Source organism: Gordonia sp. NPDC062954 (assembly GCF_044543825.1).
Lineage (GTDB): Bacteria > Actinomycetota > Actinomycetes > Mycobacteriales > Mycobacteriaceae > Gordonia > Gordonia tangerina.
This window is the reverse complement of the sequence record NZ_JBITWL010000006.1, coordinates 52,300-70,076: the sequence shown is the minus strand read 5'-3', so window position 1 is coordinate 70,076 and position 17,777 is coordinate 52,300. Positions and strand designations below refer to the sequence as shown.

Below are 17,777 nucleotides of genomic sequence, written 5' to 3'. Positions count from 1 at the left end.
ATCTACCCACGAGTTGGTATGTGCATCGTACATATGTACGCTACACATCAGTTTCGGGGAGTCTTGCGAATGAGGAAAGGGAGCCCATGAGCACTTCGCCATCCGGCGAGCAGTCGGCCGTCCCGGTGGACGCCGAGTTGACCGACGACAAGCACACCGGCGCCGCGATCGCGGTGGTTGCTGTCCTGTGTTTCGGCGGTCTCGTCGCATCCTTGATGCAGACGTTGGTGATCCCGATCCAGCCGGAACTGCCCCGACTGCTGGACACGTCGATCTCCAATGCGTCCTGGGTCATCACCGCCACGCTGTTGGCCGCGGCGGTGGCCATGCCCATCGCAGGGCGCCTGGGCGACATGTTCGGCAAACAGCGGATCATGCTCGGCAGCGCGATGCTGCTGGTGGTGGGGTCGCTGATCTGTGCGCTCGGCGGGTCATTGATCCCGATGATCGTGGGCCGAGCCGTGCAGGGCCTGGCCATGGGCTTCATCCCGGTCGGCATCAGTCTGATGCGGGAGGTCACACCGCCCAAGCTGACGTCGATGGCGGTTGCCGCGATGAGCGCCACGCTCGGTGTCGGCGGCGCGATCGGCCTGCCGTTGTCTGCCTGGGTGGCCCAGGAATTCGACTGGCGCGCACTGTTCTGGGTGTCGGCCGCGCTGGCCCTGGTGGTCACCGTGCTGGTCGCGGTACTCGTCCCGCACATCGACGACAGCAACGGCGGACACTTCGATATCGGCGGCGCCGTCGGTCTTGCGCTGGGCCTGTCCGGCATCCTGATCGCCGTATCGAAGGGCAACGATTGGGGCTGGGGATCGGCCAGCACGTTGGGCTTGCTGTTCGGCGGTCTCGTGCTGCTGCTGATCTGGGGCGCCTACGAATTGCGCCATACCGATCCGCTGGTGGACCTACGCACCACCGCCCGCCCGGCCGTGCTGCTCACCAACATCGCCGCCATCGCCATCGGCTTCGGCATGATGGCCCAGGCCGTGGTGATGCCGCAGCTGCTGGAGATCCCGGTGGCGATGGGCGGCCTCGGCCAGACGCTGCTCGCCGCCGGCCTGTGGATGGCTCCCGGTGGCCTGATGATGCTGGTGTTCGCGCCGGTCTCGGGCACGCTGATCAACACGATCGGCGCGAAGTTCACGATGGCCATCGGCGCCACCGTGCTCGGAATGGGTTACCTCGGCGCCTTCCTACTGATGAACGCGCCCTGGCAGCTCGCGCTGGCCTCGGTCATCTGCTCGGCGGGTGTCGGCATCGGCTACGCCGCCATGCCCACGTTGATCATGAACTCGGTGCCGATCCGCGAGGCCGGCGCAGCCGTGGGCCTCAACGGGTTGATGCGCTCGATCGGCACCACCAGTGCCTCCGCGGTGATGGCACTGGTGCTGACCAGCTCGACCGTCACCTACGGTTCCTTCGATGTGCCCAGCCACTCGGCGTTCCGGTGGTGCTTCCTGATCGGCGCGATCGCCGCATTCGTCGGCGTCGCCATCACGATGTTCATCCCGGTCCTACGCAAGAAGGCCGACCACCAGACCGCCCCGGAGGCGAGCGAGACGGTGACCGCGGCGCGTACCTGAGCACTGGTACGACGAGCTCCCCCTCTCGAGGACTCTTGAGAGGGGGAGCTCGTGTGTTTGTCAGCGATGTGCCAGGTAATCCGGGCGCGCCTGCTCGGCCGCGAACGGCTCACCGATGGCGTTCGACTTTGCGTTGAACACCACGAACAGGTTGCTCCGCGGGAATGGGGTGATGTTGCCCGACGACGCGTGCATGCAATTCGAGTCGAAGTACAGCGCGGAACCCGCAGGGCCGGTGACCATGTCGATGCCATGCTCCTCGGCCAGCGCGGTCACGTCGTCCTCCTCCGGCGTGCCGAAGGGCGGCCGGTAAGAGGTCAACGATTCGCGGTGATAGTCACCCGGAGTCTCCCCGACGCAGGTCAGGAACTTCTTGTGCGAGCCCGGGATGATCATGAGTGCGCCGTTGTACTCATAGTTCGGGGTCAGCGCGAGTGACACGCTCAGCGCCCGTGGCTTGGGCATCCCGTCCTCGGCGTGCCAGGTCTCGAAGTCGGAGTGCCAGTAGAACGGTCCCCCGGCGAAACCGGGCTTCAGGTTCATCCGGCTCTGATGGACATAGACCTCGTCGTCGAGGATCTGCTCGGCAACGCCGACGATGTCGCGGCGCGAGCAGATCTCGGCGATGGCATCGCTGAGCTGGTGCACCGCGAACAGTGACCGCACGTCGCCCGACGATGATTCGCGGATCACCCGCTCGTCGTCGCCGAGCCGCTCGGTGATGGCATCAACCTCACCCATGCAGGTCCGGATGTCTCCGTCGCTCAGCACATTTGTCGCTGTGTGGAAGCCGCGTTCGTCGTACGCCGCGAGCTGGTCGGCCGAAAGCGGTCCGCGTCCCGGCGCATCTCCCCAGACGGTCGGATGCGGCCGCGGCTCGATCTGGCCACGCTTGGCCAACCGGGTGCGGTAAACGTCAACTGGTTTGGTTGCTGTTTGAGTTATCACGATCGTCGCTGATCCTTTCCCTCAATCGGCATCTTCGCCGTGTTCTGTTGTCATGTTTCGCAAATATTGCGGGCAGTTCACCGTGGTGTTTCAGCCTCGTGCGCCACACCGAGGTTGCCAGCCGAAAAGACGGGGTGCAAGGCAGACCTAGAATGGCGACGACCTCCGACAATGGCGCGACTTCCGCGGTTGGGCGCGCTTATCTGCGAAGACGTCGCGACCACGCACCCGACCGGCCGAGAAAAGCGATAAATGAGACTTCCGCCACAAGCACCCCCCTAACCAAACGTGGCTTCGACTAAACTCGCGACTCCGCCGTCGACACAGCGACAGCCGTCGAGGGCGACACTTGTGGCTACGTTTGCTCGTCGGCATGCGGTAGGCCTGCCGACGAAAGGAATGTCCGCGTCCATGGCAATCATCATGGCGGCGGTCCTCGCATTGCTGCTGGGCCTCATCACGTTCGGACTGCACCGAAGGCTCGTTCGGGCCACTGGCCTCAAACGTCCGTGGTCGGTGGTCGCCGACACCGCACTGGTGGTCCTCGCCGTACTCGCCTTCATCGGCCTCGCGACGGGCAGACTGTTCGATCCCGGATGGGCTCGTGCACCTGCATTCGTCGGCCTGGTGTGGGGGGCGACAGTGGTCTACCTGGTCCTCGGGTTGCTGGCGGTCGGGCTCATCTCCGTGGTGCTGCGTCTGGTCGGCCTGGTGCGCGGTGCGGATCGCCGCGCGGGCGTCGACATGTTGCGCCGTCGGACCGTCCAAATCGGTACCGCTGTCGTGGTGGTCGCGTCGGTCGCCACCGTCGGATACGGCGTCGTCGAAGCCGCCCGGCCGCAGGTCACCCACACCGAGGTCGCAGTACCGGATCTGCCCGAGCAGTTCGACGGCACCCGCGTCGCGCTCATCTCCGACCTGCACGTCGGACCCGCCCGCGGTCCGGGCCTCGTGCAGCGGGTCGTCGACGATGTCAACGCCCAGGAACCCGACCTCGTACTCATCGCCGGCGATCTCACCGATGGAACCGTCGCCCAGGTGGGAGACGACCTCGCCCCCCTCGCCGAGCTATCCGCTCCCCTGGGCGTGTTCGGGGTGTCGGGCAATCACGAGTTCTACTTCGACGACGGCGGCGCCTGGCTCGACGAGTGGGAACGGCTGGGGATCAGCACGCTACGCAACGAGCGCACCGAGATCACCGTGGACGGGGCGACCATCGACCTCGCCGGGGTCCACGACGAGACGGCGCCGGCGCCCTATGAGCCCGACCTCGAGGCAGCGCTCGCCGGGCGCGACCAGGACCGATTCGTCCTGCTGCTCGCACACGAGCCGTTGCAGGCGCCGGAGGCCTCCGACGCCGGCGTGGAGTTGCAGTTCTCCGGCCACACGCACGGTGGCCAGATGTGGCCGATCATGTATCTCGTTCCGCTGCAACAACCCACCGTGCAGGGCCTCGATCAGGTCGGCGACACCACCATCTTCACCACCCGCGGAGCAGGAGCGTGGGGTCCGCCGGTGCGGGTGGGCGCACCGCCGGAGATCAGCATGTTGGAGTTGCGCAGCGCGTAGCCGGTCGATGACGTCACGACTCGACCCGCCCCAGGAGTTCGTCCAGAAACCGCACCGGCGGTCGGCGGGTGGCATCACTCCAGGTGTCCTTGCCGATGTCGGAGCGGATCGCCTCAACCAACCGCAGGAAGGTGACTCCCCCGTCGAGCGGATAGCGCACCATACCGGTGTCGACGCAGCGCACCACCACCTGTGCTGCTTGCTGTTTCGCCTCGTCCATCCGACCGGCCGAAGCCAGGCAGGTGGCCAGCAAACGCGCGGCGCGCAGCTTTGCACGTTCGCGGCCGGTCGCCGCGAGGTGGTCCACCCAGTCCTGCGCCCAGCGCCAACTCTTGTCACGACCAGCCGCGTCAGAACTGTCGCGCAGCAACCGGATGGCGGTCGCCGCATCGAGTTGGGCGACGATGGCGGCGATCCCGACATCCGGAAAGGTCCGGGTGTCGTAGGTGACCCGAGGGTGCACGCCACGCCGCGCCGGCAGATCGTGGATCACGTATTCCGCCTCCACAAACGCCCGTAGGCGCGGTGAATCCAGCCGGTCGGCGATGTCGATCCCTTCGTCGAGCAGCGCGGCCGCGCCGGCCCGATCCCCGTCGAGCACGGCCAGCCGCGCGCCGATGATGAAGCGTGCCTTGATCATGTCGATGACGCCTTCGTCGGCGCCCAGCTTGGAACTCTCCTCGATCAACCGTCGAGACTCGTCCACACGACCACGTTCGTAGAGCACATCGGCCAACACTGCGCAGGCCAGCCGTGCGCCCTGCGACTTGGTGGCCGACCGGGTGTCGATGGAGACCCGCAGTGCGCTGCGGAAACATTCTTCGGCACGGTCGAGTTCGAGCTGTTCGAAGTAGGCGATCCCGTCGAGCGCATGGCCGTACATGACGGCGTACGGCCCGGTGTTCTGCTGGTGGTAGGGCCTGACCCATTCCTGTCGACGATGGGCTGCGGCGAAATCGAAGCGGAATGTCTCGGCGATGGTGGCCACGTTGGCCGCCGCGGACACGACGAACGCAGGCAGCGTCGCCGGACGCGACAGAGCCTCGCCCACCAGTTCGTCGATGCCGTCGGTGCGGTCGGCGGTCACCCGGACACACGCTTCGAGGACGTCGGCCTCCACCCGGAGGTCGGGATCGTCGAGGTCCGGTCGCGCCGCGAGCGCAGCCGCTATCCGCTGCAGCGCGCCCTCGGCCGTCACGGTCCGGTGGAGCAGGACATTCGCCCACGTCAACATCAACTGCACCCGAGGGCTCGCGGCGACCGCCGCCGGAGGCAGTTTGTCCACCAAACCCAGCAGTGTCGCCATATGCGAGTGTTCGATGAGCGTCATACCGCCGGCCTCCACCAACGCCACCGCGCGATCGGTGTCGCCTGCGGCAAGGGCATGGGTCACGGCCTCGGCGGGCATGCCATGGGTGGCGAACCACTCCGATGCCGTCTTGTGCAGACGGGTGATCGCCTCGGGCATGTCACAGGGTGCCCGACCGGTGGGCGGTTTCCAGCGCTCAGGACACCTTGATCCCGAGCCGCAGCACATCCTGCCAGGCCAGCGGCCCGTGTTTACGGATGCGGGAGTCCAGCGAATCATGCGGGTGGTACTGCATCACGATGTAGGGATGCCCGCCCGGGGTGCTGCCGACCTCGAGGATGTTGACGATGTTCGGGTGCCCCGACAGTCGACCCATGGCGCGCTGCTCGCGCACAAATCGTTCGAGGTTCTCCTCGTCGAGGTGATCGGTGAGCACCTTGACGGCCACCGTCCGGTCCAGTTCGGCCTGTTCACAGCGGTAGACCGCACCGAATCCGCCGTGGCCGATCAGGATCGGTTCGACGAATCCCGCGCCCACGAGTTCACCGGCGATGTCGGGTACGACATCGCGCTGAGTGGTCTGCGGATCGTATTCGGCCATCGTTTGTGCCCTCGATCGCGCGTCGGGCGCGTTGTCAGTGCACAATCCAGCGTAGTCCGATAACGGCCACGGTCTCCCCGAAACGGACACGTGTACCCGGCGCGGCGCCACCGCGTCGGGTACACGCCGAGTCGCCTGCGCGGCAATGATAAGGATCGTCGATCAACCACTCGAATCTCTGTCCTTAAACCGGGCGCCGCAGCCACCTAGCATGACGATCGACCGCGAACCCATCTCTGATGCGATACCAGAAGGAACCGTCATGCCTGCTCCCGACGCCATTGCGGGCCAGCGCGCGGTGCCCGGCGGAGATGCGGGCTCCGAGCCGTTCGTGGAACCGATCGCCCGACCGCGGGTGGGACCGCGGACGGCGCTGCGCGACATCGGCGGCACCTACCTCAGCAACGGGATCGTCGGGCTGATCTTCTCGGCCTCGGGTCCGGTGGCGGTGATCCTCGCGGCCGGATCGGCAGGTCAGCTGTCTGCGGCCCAGTTGTCGTCGTGGATCTTCGGCGTATTCGTGCTCAACGGCATCCTGACGGTCGCCGCGAGCTGGATTTATCGCATGCCGTTGGCCTTCGCCTGGACGATCCCCGGCACCGTGCTCGTCGGATCGGCGTTGGGTCACCTGTCCTGGGCGGAGGTGCTGGGCGCCTTCCTGGTCACCGGAGCGCTGATCCTCGCGGTCGGGATGACCGGGCGGGTGCGTCGGCTCATGTCGGCGCTGCCCGAACCGATCGTGATGGCGATGGTCGCAGGAGTGTTCCTGCAGTTCGGGGTCGGTGTGGTCACGTCGATCGGTGCCGATCCGGTGGTGGCGGTGCCGATCGTCCTGGTGTTCTTCGCATTGCAATGTCACGGCAGCCTGACGCGATGGATGCCACCCATCATCGGGGCCTGCCTGGCCGGAGTGGTTGCAGTCGCGGTCAGCGGGCGTTTCGACTTCACCGAACGCCCGACCTCGTGGATCGCCACCCCGGTGCTGCAGACTCCCGAGTTCAGTCTTCGCGCGCTGCTCGAGCTGGTTGTTCCCTTGGCGATCACGGTGATCGTGGTGCAGAACGGCCAGGGCACCGCGGTGCTCAATGCCGCCGGGCATCGCACCCCGGTCAATGTGGTGACGATGTTGTGCGGCGCGTGGTCGATGCTCGCGGCCGCCGTCGGGTCGATCTCGACCTGCCTCGCAGGGCCGACCAACGCGCTGTTGGTCGCCGGTGGCGAACGGCGGCGTCAATACACCGCGGCGCTCACCTTCGGCGTCCTCGCCGTGGCTGTCGGTCTGGCGGCCCCGGTCTTCGTGGCACTGATGCTGGCGATGCCGCCGGCCTTCATCGCCACTGTCGGCGGGCTTGCGCTGTTGGGCGCGCTGCTGGGCGCCTTCCGCTCGGCGTTCGGCTCGCGGTTCAGCATGGGCGCGCTGGTCACCTTTCTGGTGTCGATCTCGGACCTGACTGTGCTGAACATCGGTTCGGCATTCTGGGGTCTGCTCGCCGGCCTCGCGGTGGCGTGGCTGTTGGAGCGAAACGACTTTCGGACAGAAGAGGCGCGGGACCCTAAGCCCTGAGGCCACGCTGAACGGATTCCAGTACCACCTCGACGGCACGCGCGGCGCTTTGACAGGCACCTTCCATGGTGGTGGTCCAGTCGGTGCGGGTCCAGTCACCGGCCAGCGCCAGGCCCCGGACGGCGGTGCGTTGATCGGGGCGGATGCCGGCGGTGCCGGGCCGTTGCGCGAAGGTCGACTTCGGCATTCGCACCACGTGACTGTGGATCACCTCGGCATCGGCTGCGTCCGGAAAGTACCTGCGCAACATGGCCATCTGGATGTCGGTGATCTCAGCGTTGGATTTCGACGTCAGATCGTAGGCGGCCGACACCGTGGTCGAATAGAGATGATGGCGCTCCGCGGAACGCCCGTGCATGCGCTGGCGGTCCCAGACCTGTTCCAGCACTCCCTCACCGCCGTAAAGTATCTCGCCCCAGTCGCTCATCCCGATCGAGCGATCCAGGTAGAGGTTGACACTGACGATCGGCACCGGGGTCAGCGCGTCGACCGCCGCGTAGATCTCCTCATGGCCGGGCACCTGATCGAGTAGCCCCTTCACACCCCACACCGGCACCGCACAGATCACCGCGTCGGCGGCGACCGTCTGCCCGTCGGACAGGGTGACGCCGGCGACAGTACCGTCGGACACGTCGATCGACGCCACCACGGCGCGGTGGCGCACGTCGACACCGTTGTCGGCGAACACTTTCTGCGCCCCGTCGATGAACAGGGTGTCGAGGTCGACGGTGGGGTAGCCGATCGAGATGGGGGTCCGTGTCGCGCGTGCCCGCCGGATGCCGGTCACCAGCAGATCCGCCGGCACCTTGGCCGACGAGATGGTGGGTTTGTCGCCGGTAAGCCCGATGACGATGCCGTCCCACAACGCGTCGCGTGCCGATTGCGGCATACCGATGCGTCGGAACCACTCGTCGGCGGTGATGCCGTCGAGCCAGGCCGGTTGCCGCATCGCCTGCCATATCAGTGTCGCCTGGGCGCGCGCGGTGCGCAGCCGGTCGAGGCCGCTGACGCCGGGTAGGTCCCCCACCGCGGTTCGGAGTCCGTCGAGCCCGCCGAACGCCGAGCGTCGAGTGGCGCCGCCGGGCATGCGGACGGTCATGTGTCCAGGGAAGGCGACGTGCTCGCGGGTACCGACGCTGTCGAGATAGCGCATCAGGTGTTCGTAGCCGCTGGCGAACACGTGCTGTCCGTTGTCGGGGACGTCGTCGACGGTCGCCACGGGCACCGCGATCGTGCGCCCACCGAGCGAGCCGCGTCGTTCCAGCAGCGTCACCTGCTGTCCCGCCTCGGCCAGCCACACCGCCGAGGCGAGCCCGGCCAGTCCCCCACCCACGACCACGCAGTGTCTGCGACGGTTCTCCGACATGGGACGACAATAGCGGTCAGGGCTGACCGGTGACGCCCGACGCGGGTTAGCTGCGGGTCCGGCTGCGTTGCGCCGCGAGTCGGACCGGCGCGTTGTCCACCCCGTACCCGTCGTAGTGGTCGAACCGCTGCACGAATTCGAAGAAGACCGAACCCACCGTGCGGGTGTAGAAGTGGATGAAGTGCCCCTGCGAGCCGGGACTGCGGTCGTAGAGCAGGTCGAGTTCCCGTAGCGCGGCGACGGTGTCGTCGTCGACCCCGAAGCGTCCGGCGACGTAGTCGTAGTAGTTGTCCGGCACGCTCAGGAATTCCAGTCCGGCATCGCGTGCGGTGCGCGCCAGCGCGACGATGTCGTCGCAGGCGAATGCGATGTGTTGGGCCAACGACCCGTCTGCGACCGCGAGCGGTGCGACGTTGAGCGGGATACGTACCGCACCGTCGGCGGTGCGCAAGACCTGGCTGCGGACCAACCCGGTGGGGCCGGGCACCTCGGTCGGGTCGTCGGCGCTCAGCCCGAACACGCTGGTGAAGAACAGCACCGCGTCCTCAGTGGTCTGCCACGGTTGCGTCAGGTTCACATGGTCGACGGCGTGGACCGGGCCGCCGGCGGCGGGTACTCCGTCGCGGAACTCGTTCACCCAGTCGGCTGTTCCGGTGGGCGGCTGGGTAACCCAGAAGAGTTCGGTGCCGTCGGGCGCGACGGCCGAGCCGAACGGCTGCTCGGAGGCATAGGTGCGGCGATAGGCGGCCGGCGCCATCAGGTCGGCCGCCCGGCGCGACGTCGCGTCGGCGTCGGGGACCTGCAGACCGATGGCGGCAACGTGCGGCACCTCGTCGCGGGACTGTTGCTCGTTGAGCACCACTCGCGCCGAGCCGGCCTGCCACAGGGTCACGGGTTTGCTGCGGTGCCGGCCACCGGGGGCAAATCCCAGCTGCCCCAGCAACACCTCCACCTCGCTGGTGTCTTCGGCTTTGATCTCCACGAAGTCGAACCCGTTGGGCGGTTTGGCATCCGCGATCGGCGCGAGGTGCAGCGCGTCCTGCAGCCACAGCAGTGATCGCAGCGCGTGCACGGCGGTGCGGTCCGGGTCGGTCTGCCGAAAGGTGTCGTTGAACACCTCCAGCGACAGCGGGCCCACGTAGCCGGCCGCGAGGACATGGCGCACGAAACCGGCCAGGTCGAACGCCCCCTCACCCGGGAACAGCCGGTGATGACGACTCCACGACAAGACATCCATCTGAAGGGCGGGGGCATCGGCGAGTTGCAGGTAGAAGATCTTGGCGCCGGGAATCTGCTCGATGTCCGCCGGATCGTGCCCACGCGAGAGCACGTGGAAGCTGTCCAGGCACACCCCCACTGCAGGGTGGTCGGCGAGTTCGACGATGCGCCAGGCGCGACGGTAGTCGTCGACGAAACGACCCCACGCGAGCGCCTCGAAGGCGATCCGGACGCCGTGATCGGCGGCCACGTCACCGATCTGCCGCAGTTGCGCGGCGCTGACCGCGTCGTCATCGATTGTCGCGGTGGCGACGTTGCTGCACACCAGGACGGTGTCGATGCCGAGCCGACCTGCGGTGGCGAAGGTGGCGGCCGCGCGGCGCAGATTATCGGCGAACACATCGTCGGCGACGCCCTCCAAGTCGCGTAGCGGTTGGTAGAGATCCAGGGTGAGACCGAGGCGGGCGGCGAGCGCGCGGATCTCCTCCGGAGAGTGTTCGCAGGCGATCAGATCGGGTTCGAAGACCTCCACTCCGTCGAATCCGGCAGCCGCGCAGGCGTGCAGTTTCTCCACGAGTGAGCCCGACAACGAGACGGTGGCGATGGAGGTCTTCATCACTGCAATGTACCAATCGGTTAATTAACGCCGCAAGGGTTGCCGCGCCCCGGAGGCTCACCCAGTAGAGTCGGCCGACGTGGCCGCCAAGCCAAAAGCCGAACTGCAGCGCGATGCCGAACGCACCCGCGCGGAATTGTTGACGGTGGCCACCGAGGTGTTCGCCGAGTCCGGCTACTCCGGCGCCCGCGTCGACGAGATCGCCGAACGCACCCGCACCACCAAGCGGATGATCTATTACTACTTCGGCGGCAAGGAGCAGCTCTACCTCGCCGTCCTCGAGCGGGCCTACCGCGGCATCCGCGAGGCCGAGCAGAAACTGCAGGTCAACCACCGCAATCCAGTCGAGGCCATCCGCCGGCTGGCCGAGGTCACCTTCGACCATCACATCGCCAACGACGATTTCATCCGCCTCGTGTCGATCGAGAACATTCATCGCGGCGAGTTCATCCGGCAGCTCGCCGATCTACCCCAGCTCTCCGCACCGGCCACGTCGCTGCTCGACGAGATCCTGCACGACGGACGCGCGAGCGGCGTCTTCCGCGACGACGCCGGCGCCCTGGACGTCCACCTGGTGATCAGTTCGTACTGCGTGTTCCAGGTAGCCAATCAGTACACCTTCGGCTTCCTGTTCGACGTCGACCTCACGGAGACCTCTCAGCGCGCCCATCTGCGCCGGATGATCGGTGACGTGGTGGTGGGCTGGCTGACCAGCCAGCCGTAACCCCAGATCACCGGACTTCACGGCCCACCGCTCCGATATCACCGGGCGCCCTGTGGAGAGCGCGATCACACCTTCACCCTTGACGCGACCCGGACCACAATGCTCTACTTTGCGAACGTACTAGTTCGTACATTACGGAGAGCCCGCATGAGCAACCCCACGTCCAGCCACCTCGTCGGCCTGATCGGCACCGGCGTCGGACCATCGCTGACCCCCGCCATGCACATGGCCGAGGGTCGCGCCCACGGCCTCGACTACGTGTACCGACCGATCGACCTGACCAGCCTGTCGCTGGCTCCGGAGCGGGTGGGCGAGGTACTCACGTGGGCACGGATGCTGGGCTTCGACGCGGTCAATGTCACCCACCCCTGCAAGCAACTCGTCATCGAGCACCTCGATACGATCGATCCCGTCGCGGCCGACCTCGGCGCGGTCAACACCGTGCTGTTCACCCCCGACGGCACCGTCGGCCACAACACCGACACCACCGGTTTCGCCCACGGTTTCACCGAGGGCCTCCCCGACGCGCGTCTCGACCATGTCGTGCTGGTGGGCGCGGGCGGCGCCGGAACCGCTGTCGCCGACGCCCTGCTCCGGCTGGGGTGCACCCACCTTACCGTGGTGGATCTCGACGTGGACCGCGCCTCCGCGGTGGCGCGTGAACTCGTCGGCCGCCACCCGCTGGCGCAGGTCGACGCGTCGTCGTTCGACAAACTCTCGATCCTGCTGCCGCACAGCGACGGCGTGGTGCACGCGACCCCGACCGGGATGGCCGCACATCCCGGCGTCGCCTTCGACCCGGCGCTGCTGCATTCCGACCTGTGGGTGGCCGACATCGTCTACCGCCCACTCGACACCGCGCTGCTGGCTGCGGCCCGAGCGGCCGGCTGCCGCACCCTCGACGGCGGTCACATGGCCGTGCACCAGGCCGTCGACGCCTTCGCGCTGATCACCGGACTCACCCCCGACGCCGATCGCATGTCCCAACATTTCCGCCGGCTGGCCACGAACCAGCCCCGCTGACCCTCCGCGCCGAGCAGTATCAGATCAAGGAGTCCCGATGACCGCAACGTCTCAACCGCACGCCGCGCCGCAGCGAACACCGAAACGTGCCGCGCTGGCCAGCTTCATGGGCAGCGCCGTGGAGTACTACGACTTCTTCCTTTTCGGGACGGCCGCGGCGCTGATCTTCCCGCACGTGTTCTTCCCGTCGGACAGCCAGGCGTCGTTGGTGATGTCGTTCGCGACATTCGGCTTCGCCTACATCGCGCGACCGGTCGGTGCGGTGATCCTCGGGCATTTCGGCGACCGTATCGGCCGACAACGTGTCCTGATGTTCACGTTGGTGATGATGGGCGTGTCGACCTTCATCATCGGCTGCCTGCCGACCTTCGACACCATCGGTTGGCTCGCCCCCGGCCTGCTGGTGATCTGCCGTCTGATGCAAGGCCTTTCGGCTGCCGGAGAGCAGGCCGGGGCCAGCTCGCTGACCTTGGAGCACTCCCCCGACAACCAGCGGGCGTTCTTCACCTCGTGGACCCTCACCGGCACCCAGGGCGGCCTGATCCTCGCCTCGCTGATCATGATCCCGTTCATGGCCCTACCCGACGACGCCAAGTACAGCTGGGGCTGGCGGGTACCGTTCTGGCTGTCGGCCGTCGTGGTGGTGGTCGCCTACTTCATCCGCCGTCAGCTGCATGAGACGCCGCAGTTCACCGAGGCCAAGGAAGCGGGCACCATCGCCAAGATGCCGCTGATCCCGCTGATGCGTTACGAGTGGCGCGCCGTGGTTCGGGTCATTCTGTGCGCGTTCATCGCGGCCGTGTCGACGGTGTTCGCGAACCTGGCTTTGGCCTACGGCGACGAGGTGGGCCTCGACTCCGACATCACCCTGTGGCTTGTCGTGGTGGCCAACGTCGTCGCCCTGCTCACCCAGCCCGTGTTCGGCAAACTCGCTGACCACATCGGTCGCAAGCCGGTGTTCATCTACGGCGCGGCGTCGTCGGCGGTCCTGATGCCCTTCTATATGTTGTCGATGAGCCAGGACAATCACCTGATCACCTTCGCACTCGCGGTGGCCACCTTCTCCTTCGGATACGCGGCCGCCAACGCGGTGTGGCCGTCGTTCTACGGCGAGATGTTCTCGACCCCGGTTCGGTTCTCCGGCATGGCGATCGGCACCCAGCTCGGCTTCCTGATGGCCGGGTTCGCGCCGTCGATCGTGACCGCGCTCGGCGGCGTCCGGGAAGGCGGCTGGGTGGTCATCAGCATCTTCACCGCGGTGGTGTGCCTGATCGCGGCCGGTGCCGCACTCACCGCCCGCGAGACCAAGGATGTGCCGACGGCGCAGCTCGGTCGGACCAGCCCAGAGGAACTCAAAGAGCTCGTGCTGAACTGATCGGTGACCTCTGGCGGAATAGATTCCGACCGACCGCCGTTGATGACTGCGACGGCCCCGGAATCTCTGCCCCCGGGCCCCACCCCTTTTCGCCGCTGCGAGCGGCCACGTGCCGAGAGGCGCACTGTCCGGGGCCGTCCACCACTCGAGAGCCGCCATCTGATCGGATGGCGGCTCTCGCTGTCGGCGGCTCGGGTGTCGGCGACCGATGTGACATAGGTAATCCCACGGCCGGTTCCGCAGGTCGGCCGCGGTTCTGAGGCCAGGATCGGCCCGCATTTTGCCCACTGAAGGTTTCGGAACACCGCAGCCTGGCCACGCTGGAGATGTACGCACCCAACACATGACGAAGGGAGCGATTCCACATCATGGTTTCCACGCAGACCCGACCGACCAGCGCCGCGATTGCGCAGCAGTTGCGGACGATTCTGACGCTGACCAACGCCGAGATCCAGATCGCCGAGATACGCCAGGCGCAGGCACGAACCGACGCCGTCCGCGACGAACTCGCAGGAAACGCCCGTAAGGGTCGTTCCCGCGCGCACGACATCGAGACCGCTCTTCGTGAGCGTGGCGGCTTCGCCGACATGATTCGCCCTGCGATCGGTCGGGCCAACGCGCTGGTGAAGAGTGTCGTTGATCAAGCGCAGCCCCTCGACGAGGCGCTGCTGAGTGACCTGGCCCTGGAACAGCAGCTGGTGGGGCGCGCCAAGTATCTCAAGGCGCTGGCCACCGGGAACCAGGACTCCGAGCTCGCCACCATGGCCGATCGATTGGTCGAGGCACACACCGAGACAGTTGAGTGGATCACCACGGTCCTCGCGGAAGAAGCGCTCGGTGGCCCGGCGGCGCTGCGTCGTACGCCTACCCAGTGGGCAAGCGGCCTGGCCACCCGCGCCATCACACTGCCGGCCTCGCTGACCGCGCACGGTATCGATCGAGTAGCCGCTGCGCTTCGCAAATCCCCATCTGTTGCCGCTGAAATACGCGACCGGTTGGGGCAGCGCGTCAGCGCAGTCGCCGACACCGCCGACCACGCCGGTGACACCGTGATGAACATCGGTGAGGCGACCGCTCGTAGTGTGGCCGCCGGTCGCGATGCAGCCCTCGAAGCCGTCGAGGGCAGCGCACGCGCCAACGGTGCGTCCGACGTCGCCGACGGTATCCACCAGGTACGGGAGGCCACCGGCATCGTCGAATCAACCGAGCTGCCCATCAATGACTATTCCGACCTCAATGTCGGCCAAGCGGTCTCGGCGGTCAAGGAATTGACCGAGCCGTCTGATATCCGAGTCGTCCTCGCCTACGAGGAGGCACACAAGCAACGACAGCGCGTCGTGTCGGCCGCAGAAGACCGGCTCGCCGACATCGCCAAGGATGTGGTGGGCGTGTCCTGATCGACACTGTCCACCAACTCCTGGCCCACCAAGGGCCCGCAGTGCCGCCACCGGCTCAGCGCCGGTGGCGGCACTGTCGTCGACACCCCAGACGGCCACCGAAACCTCGCCGTCGGCCGATGAGGCGAGCAGGGTCAAGCACAGACCGTCAGATCTGGTGACGCTGAATTTCCTCCACGACCCGCAGCGTCGCCCGCGTGCACCGCTGATCGCTCGCCGGATCGGCATCGCCGCCCACCAGGTCGGCGAATCGACGGATCTCGTGGACCATGTTGTTCGACGGCCCGCCGAAGGTGTGGTCGGTGACGGTGCCGTCGTGCATCCGGACCTGCGCGACGGTCGGCTGCGCGACGTGGTCGAAGGTCAGTGTGCCGTGCTCGCCCTGAATCTCGTCGGGCCGATCCGACGCGGTGATCTTCGAATACGACAGGTCGACGACGAAGTCGTCGTAGGCGGCCAGCACGGCGCCCGCACCGTCGACGCCACTGGCGATCGGCACCGATGACCCCGTCACCCGATTCGGTTCGCCGAAGAACTCGACCATGGCGGCGATCGTGTACACGCCCAAGTCCAGCAATGCCCCGCCCGCGAGCGCCGGGTCGAAGATGTTGACGTGTTCACCGGCGAGCACCTTGTCGTAGCGGGCCGAGCGCTGACAGTACGACAACGACGCCCGCCGCACGGGACCCACCGTTGCGATCAGAGCGGCGACGTGGCGAAGCGCGGGGTCGTGTACGTTGCGCATCGCCTCCAGCACCACCACCTTTCGGGCTGCGGCCACCTCCAGCAGCGTGTCGAATTCCGCCACCGTGGGCACGGCCGGCTTTTCCACCAGCACGTGCTTACCGGCGTCGACGACCCGTCTCGCCTGCTCGGCGTGCGCACCGTTCGGCGAGGCGAGATAAACCGCGTCGATCTCCGCGTCGGCGAGTAGACCGTCGAGGTCGTCGGTCCAATGGGGCACCCCGGTGTCGGCGGCGAACTTCGCGGCACGTCGCGGGTCGCGGGAGTAGACCGTGGTGACCGCCACCTCGTCGACCGATGCGGCCGCGTCCAGGAAGTTCCGGGTGATGGTGCTGGTACCGACGGTGGCGATCCGGATCATGTGCCCATTCTCGCAGCGTGGATCATCGGCTCACCGCAAATCGAGTACGCCCACCGCGGGCTCAGCGGTGGGCGCCGTGTCGCTGGTGTTGCTGAAACTAGGTGGTGCCGGCGTCCGCACGCTTGGGCAACACCCACCCGGCGCGCGGGAAGTGGCAGGTGTAGCCGTTCGGATAGCGCAGGAGGTAGTCCTGATGCTCCGGTTCGGCCTCCCAGAACGCTCCGGCCGGTTCGATGGTCGTCACCGCCGGCCCGGGCCACAGCCCCGATGCGTCGACGTCGGCGATCGTGTCGCGCGCGACCGTCTCCTGCTCCGCGGTCAGTGGGAAGATCGCCGACCGGTAGCTCGAACCCACGTCGTTTCCTTGCCGATCCTTGGTGCTCGGGTCATGGATCTGGAAGAAGAACGCCAAGATGTCGCGGAACGACGTCTGCGTCGGATCGAAGACGATCTCGACCGCCTCGGCGTGACCGGGATGATTGCGGTAGGTGGCGTGATCATTGGACCCGCCCGTGTACCCGACCCGGGTGTCGAGCACGCCGGGCTGTCGGCGGATGAGGTCCTCCATCCCCCAAAAGCATCCGCCGGCAAGCACGGCGGTCTCGGTGCCGGGGCGGCGGGTGATCTGGCCGGTGTCGGTGGTCATGAGGCGTCCCTTTCCATGGTGGTGGTGTCGGTCTGATCGTCGGTGCTGTCGAACAGCTTCCGGTAGTCGCCGTAACCTTCGGCTTCCAGGTCGGCGACCGCAACGAACCGCAGCGCCGCCGAGTTCATGCAGTAGCGTTGCCCGCCGGCCTCGCGTGGGCCATCGCCGAAGACGTGCCCGAGGTGGCTGTCGGCGCCCGCGGAACGAACCTCGGTGCGTCGCATCCACAACGTGCGATCCGACTTCGTGGTCACCGCGTCCTCGTCGATCGGCTTGGTGAAACTGGGCCATCCCGTACCCGAGTCGTACTTGTCGGTCGACGAGAACAGCGGCTGCCCCGACACGACGTCGACGTAGATGCCGGGCTCGTGGTTGTCCCAGTACTCGTTGTGGAAGGCCGGCTCGGTGCCGTCGCGCTGGGTGACGCGGTATTGCGCGTCGGTGAGACCGCGAACGGCCTCGTCGGTCTTGCGGTACTCGTTGCTCACGTTTCCTCCTTCGCGCCGCTGGCTGCGGCGTCACCCTGCACAACAAACCTCACCCCCGATTTGGTCCCGGCTGCCACAACGAGTTGCGCGGGCCGTCTGGGACGGCGCGGTTCCGGCGGGACGCCGCGGGTTGCCGACGACCCGCGCGAGCCGAGGCGACCTGCGTGGTCGGAGACGACCCGCGTCGGCCCGGCATCATCGGCCGGCGAACGGTGATAGGCAGCCAAGGTCTCGTCATCCACTGG

At 67.0% G+C, this 17,777-nt stretch carries 13 protein-coding genes and 1 pseudogene; 7 read left to right on the top strand and 7 right to left on the bottom strand.

Annotated elements, in window-relative coordinates; all coding sequences use genetic code 11:
- Positions 1–86: 86 nt before the first annotated feature.
- Positions 87–1,583: an MFS transporter gene (locus ACIGKQ_RS08395; RefSeq protein WP_396573163.1), complete on the top strand. Its 1,497-nt coding sequence runs from the start codon at positions 87–89 to the stop codon at positions 1,581–1,583.
- A 60-nt stretch (positions 1,584–1,643) separates the two neighbouring features.
- Here the strand turns inward: ACIGKQ_RS08395 and thpD are convergent, their stop codons facing one another.
- Complete coding sequence (gene thpD / locus ACIGKQ_RS08390) at positions 1,644–2,531, bottom strand: ectoine hydroxylase (protein WP_396573161.1); 888 nt, start codon at positions 2,529–2,531, stop codon at positions 1,644–1,646.
- A 423-nt stretch (positions 2,532–2,954) separates the two neighbouring features.
- Here thpD and ACIGKQ_RS08385 point away from each other — a divergent pair, with 423 nt between their 5' ends.
- Positions 2,955–4,100 carry a metallophosphoesterase gene (locus ACIGKQ_RS08385; protein WP_396573329.1) on the top strand — a complete coding sequence of 382 codons (1,146 nt, stop codon included), beginning with the start codon at positions 2,955–2,957 and terminating at the stop codon, positions 4,098–4,100.
- 13 nt (positions 4,101–4,113) lie between these two features.
- Here the strand turns inward: ACIGKQ_RS08385 and ACIGKQ_RS08380 are convergent.
- Positions 4,114–6,010, bottom strand: a pseudogene (locus tag ACIGKQ_RS08380) (protein kinase).
- Between the two features lie 262 nt (positions 6,011–6,272).
- Here ACIGKQ_RS08380 and ACIGKQ_RS08375 point away from each other — a divergent pair.
- Entirely contained in the window at positions 6,273–7,574 is a 1,302-nt protein-coding gene (locus tag ACIGKQ_RS08375; protein WP_396573159.1) for a benzoate/H(+) symporter BenE family transporter, read from the top strand.
- Here the strand turns inward: ACIGKQ_RS08375 and ACIGKQ_RS08370 are convergent.
- Both ACIGKQ_RS08370 and ACIGKQ_RS08365 read right to left on the bottom strand, forming a co-directional pair.
- Positions 7,564–8,940, bottom strand: a complete 1,377-nt coding sequence (locus tag ACIGKQ_RS08370) for an FAD-dependent oxidoreductase (RefSeq protein ID WP_396573158.1) — start codon at positions 8,938–8,940, stop codon at positions 7,564–7,566. The two genes, ACIGKQ_RS08375 and ACIGKQ_RS08370, sit on opposite strands and share 11 nt — an antisense overlap.
- A 46-nt stretch (positions 8,941–8,986) precedes the next feature.
- Positions 8,987–10,774, bottom strand: coding sequence for a bifunctional sugar phosphate isomerase/epimerase/4-hydroxyphenylpyruvate dioxygenase family protein (locus ACIGKQ_RS08365; RefSeq protein ID WP_396573156.1), 1,788 nt, complete (start codon positions 10,772–10,774; stop codon positions 8,987–8,989).
- Positions 10,775–10,853: 79 nt separating this feature from the next.
- On the opposite strand from ACIGKQ_RS08365, the gene ACIGKQ_RS08360 reads away from it, so the two are divergent.
- From ACIGKQ_RS08360 to ACIGKQ_RS08345, 4 genes are all read left to right on the top strand, one after another.
- Positions 10,854–11,498 carry a TetR family transcriptional regulator gene (locus ACIGKQ_RS08360; protein WP_396573154.1) on the top strand — a complete coding sequence of 215 codons (645 nt, stop codon included), beginning with the start codon at positions 10,854–10,856 and terminating at the stop codon, positions 11,496–11,498.
- A gap of 147 nt (positions 11,499–11,645) precedes the next feature.
- Positions 11,646–12,521 carry a shikimate dehydrogenase gene (locus ACIGKQ_RS08355; RefSeq protein WP_396573153.1) on the top strand — a complete coding sequence of 292 codons (876 nt, stop codon included), beginning with the start codon at positions 11,646–11,648 and terminating at the stop codon, positions 12,519–12,521.
- A gap of 37 nt (positions 12,522–12,558) precedes the next feature.
- Complete coding sequence (locus ACIGKQ_RS08350; RefSeq protein ID WP_235724346.1) at positions 12,559–13,896, top strand: MFS transporter; 1,338 nt, start codon at positions 12,559–12,561, stop codon at positions 13,894–13,896.
- A gap of 368 nt (positions 13,897–14,264) precedes the next feature.
- Positions 14,265–15,293: a ferritin-like domain-containing protein gene (locus ACIGKQ_RS08345; RefSeq protein ID WP_328716052.1), complete on the top strand. Its 1,029-nt coding sequence runs from the start codon at positions 14,265–14,267 to the stop codon at positions 15,291–15,293.
- 148 nt (positions 15,294–15,441) lie between these two features.
- Here the strand turns inward: ACIGKQ_RS08345 and ACIGKQ_RS08340 are convergent, their stop codons facing one another.
- The 3 genes from ACIGKQ_RS08340 to msrB all read right to left on the bottom strand — a co-directional run bounded on the left by ACIGKQ_RS08340 (position 15,442) and on the right by msrB (position 17,532).
- Positions 15,442–16,398, bottom strand: coding sequence for a Gfo/Idh/MocA family protein (locus tag ACIGKQ_RS08340; RefSeq protein WP_396573150.1), 957 nt, complete (start codon positions 16,396–16,398; stop codon positions 15,442–15,444).
- Positions 16,399–16,495: 97 nt separating this feature from the next.
- Positions 16,496–17,044, bottom strand: a complete 549-nt coding sequence (gene msrA, locus ACIGKQ_RS08335; protein WP_287015761.1) for a peptide-methionine (S)-S-oxide reductase MsrA — start codon at positions 17,042–17,044, stop codon at positions 16,496–16,498.
- Entirely contained in the window at positions 17,041–17,532 is a 492-nt protein-coding gene (gene msrB, locus ACIGKQ_RS08330) for a peptide-methionine (R)-S-oxide reductase MsrB (protein WP_396573148.1), read from the bottom strand. Before msrB ends, msrA begins: the two co-directional genes overlap by 4 nt.
- Positions 17,533–17,777: the final 245 nt, after the last annotated feature.

Coding starts and splice junctions, on each gene's coding strand:
- ACIGKQ_RS08365 (WP_396573156.1), bottom strand. CDS start 10,774: ATGAAGACCTCCATCGCCACCGTCTCGTTGTCGGGCTCACTCGTGGAG.
- ACIGKQ_RS08355 (WP_396573153.1), top strand. CDS start 11,646: ATGAGCAACCCCACGTCCAGCCACCTCGTCGGCCTGATCGGCACCGGC.
- ACIGKQ_RS08345 (WP_328716052.1), top strand. CDS start 14,265: ATGGTTTCCACGCAGACCCGACCGACCAGCGCCGCGATTGCGCAGCAG.
- ACIGKQ_RS08370 (WP_396573158.1), bottom strand. CDS start 8,940: ATGTCGGAGAACCGTCGCAGACACTGCGTGGTCGTGGGTGGGGGACTG.
- ACIGKQ_RS08395 (WP_396573163.1), top strand. CDS start 87: ATGAGCACTTCGCCATCCGGCGAGCAGTCGGCCGTCCCGGTGGACGCC.
- ACIGKQ_RS08375 (WP_396573159.1), top strand. CDS start 6,273: ATGCCTGCTCCCGACGCCATTGCGGGCCAGCGCGCGGTGCCCGGCGGA.
- ACIGKQ_RS08385 (WP_396573329.1), top strand. CDS start 2,955: ATGGCGGCGGTCCTCGCATTGCTGCTGGGCCTCATCACGTTCGGACTG.
- ACIGKQ_RS08340 (WP_396573150.1), bottom strand. CDS start 16,398: ATGATCCGGATCGCCACCGTCGGTACCAGCACCATCACCCGGAACTTC.
- msrA (WP_287015761.1), bottom strand. CDS start 17,044: ATGACCACCGACACCGGCCAGATCACCCGCCGCCCCGGCACCGAGACC.
- ACIGKQ_RS08350 (WP_235724346.1), top strand. CDS start 12,559: ATGACCGCAACGTCTCAACCGCACGCCGCGCCGCAGCGAACACCGAAA.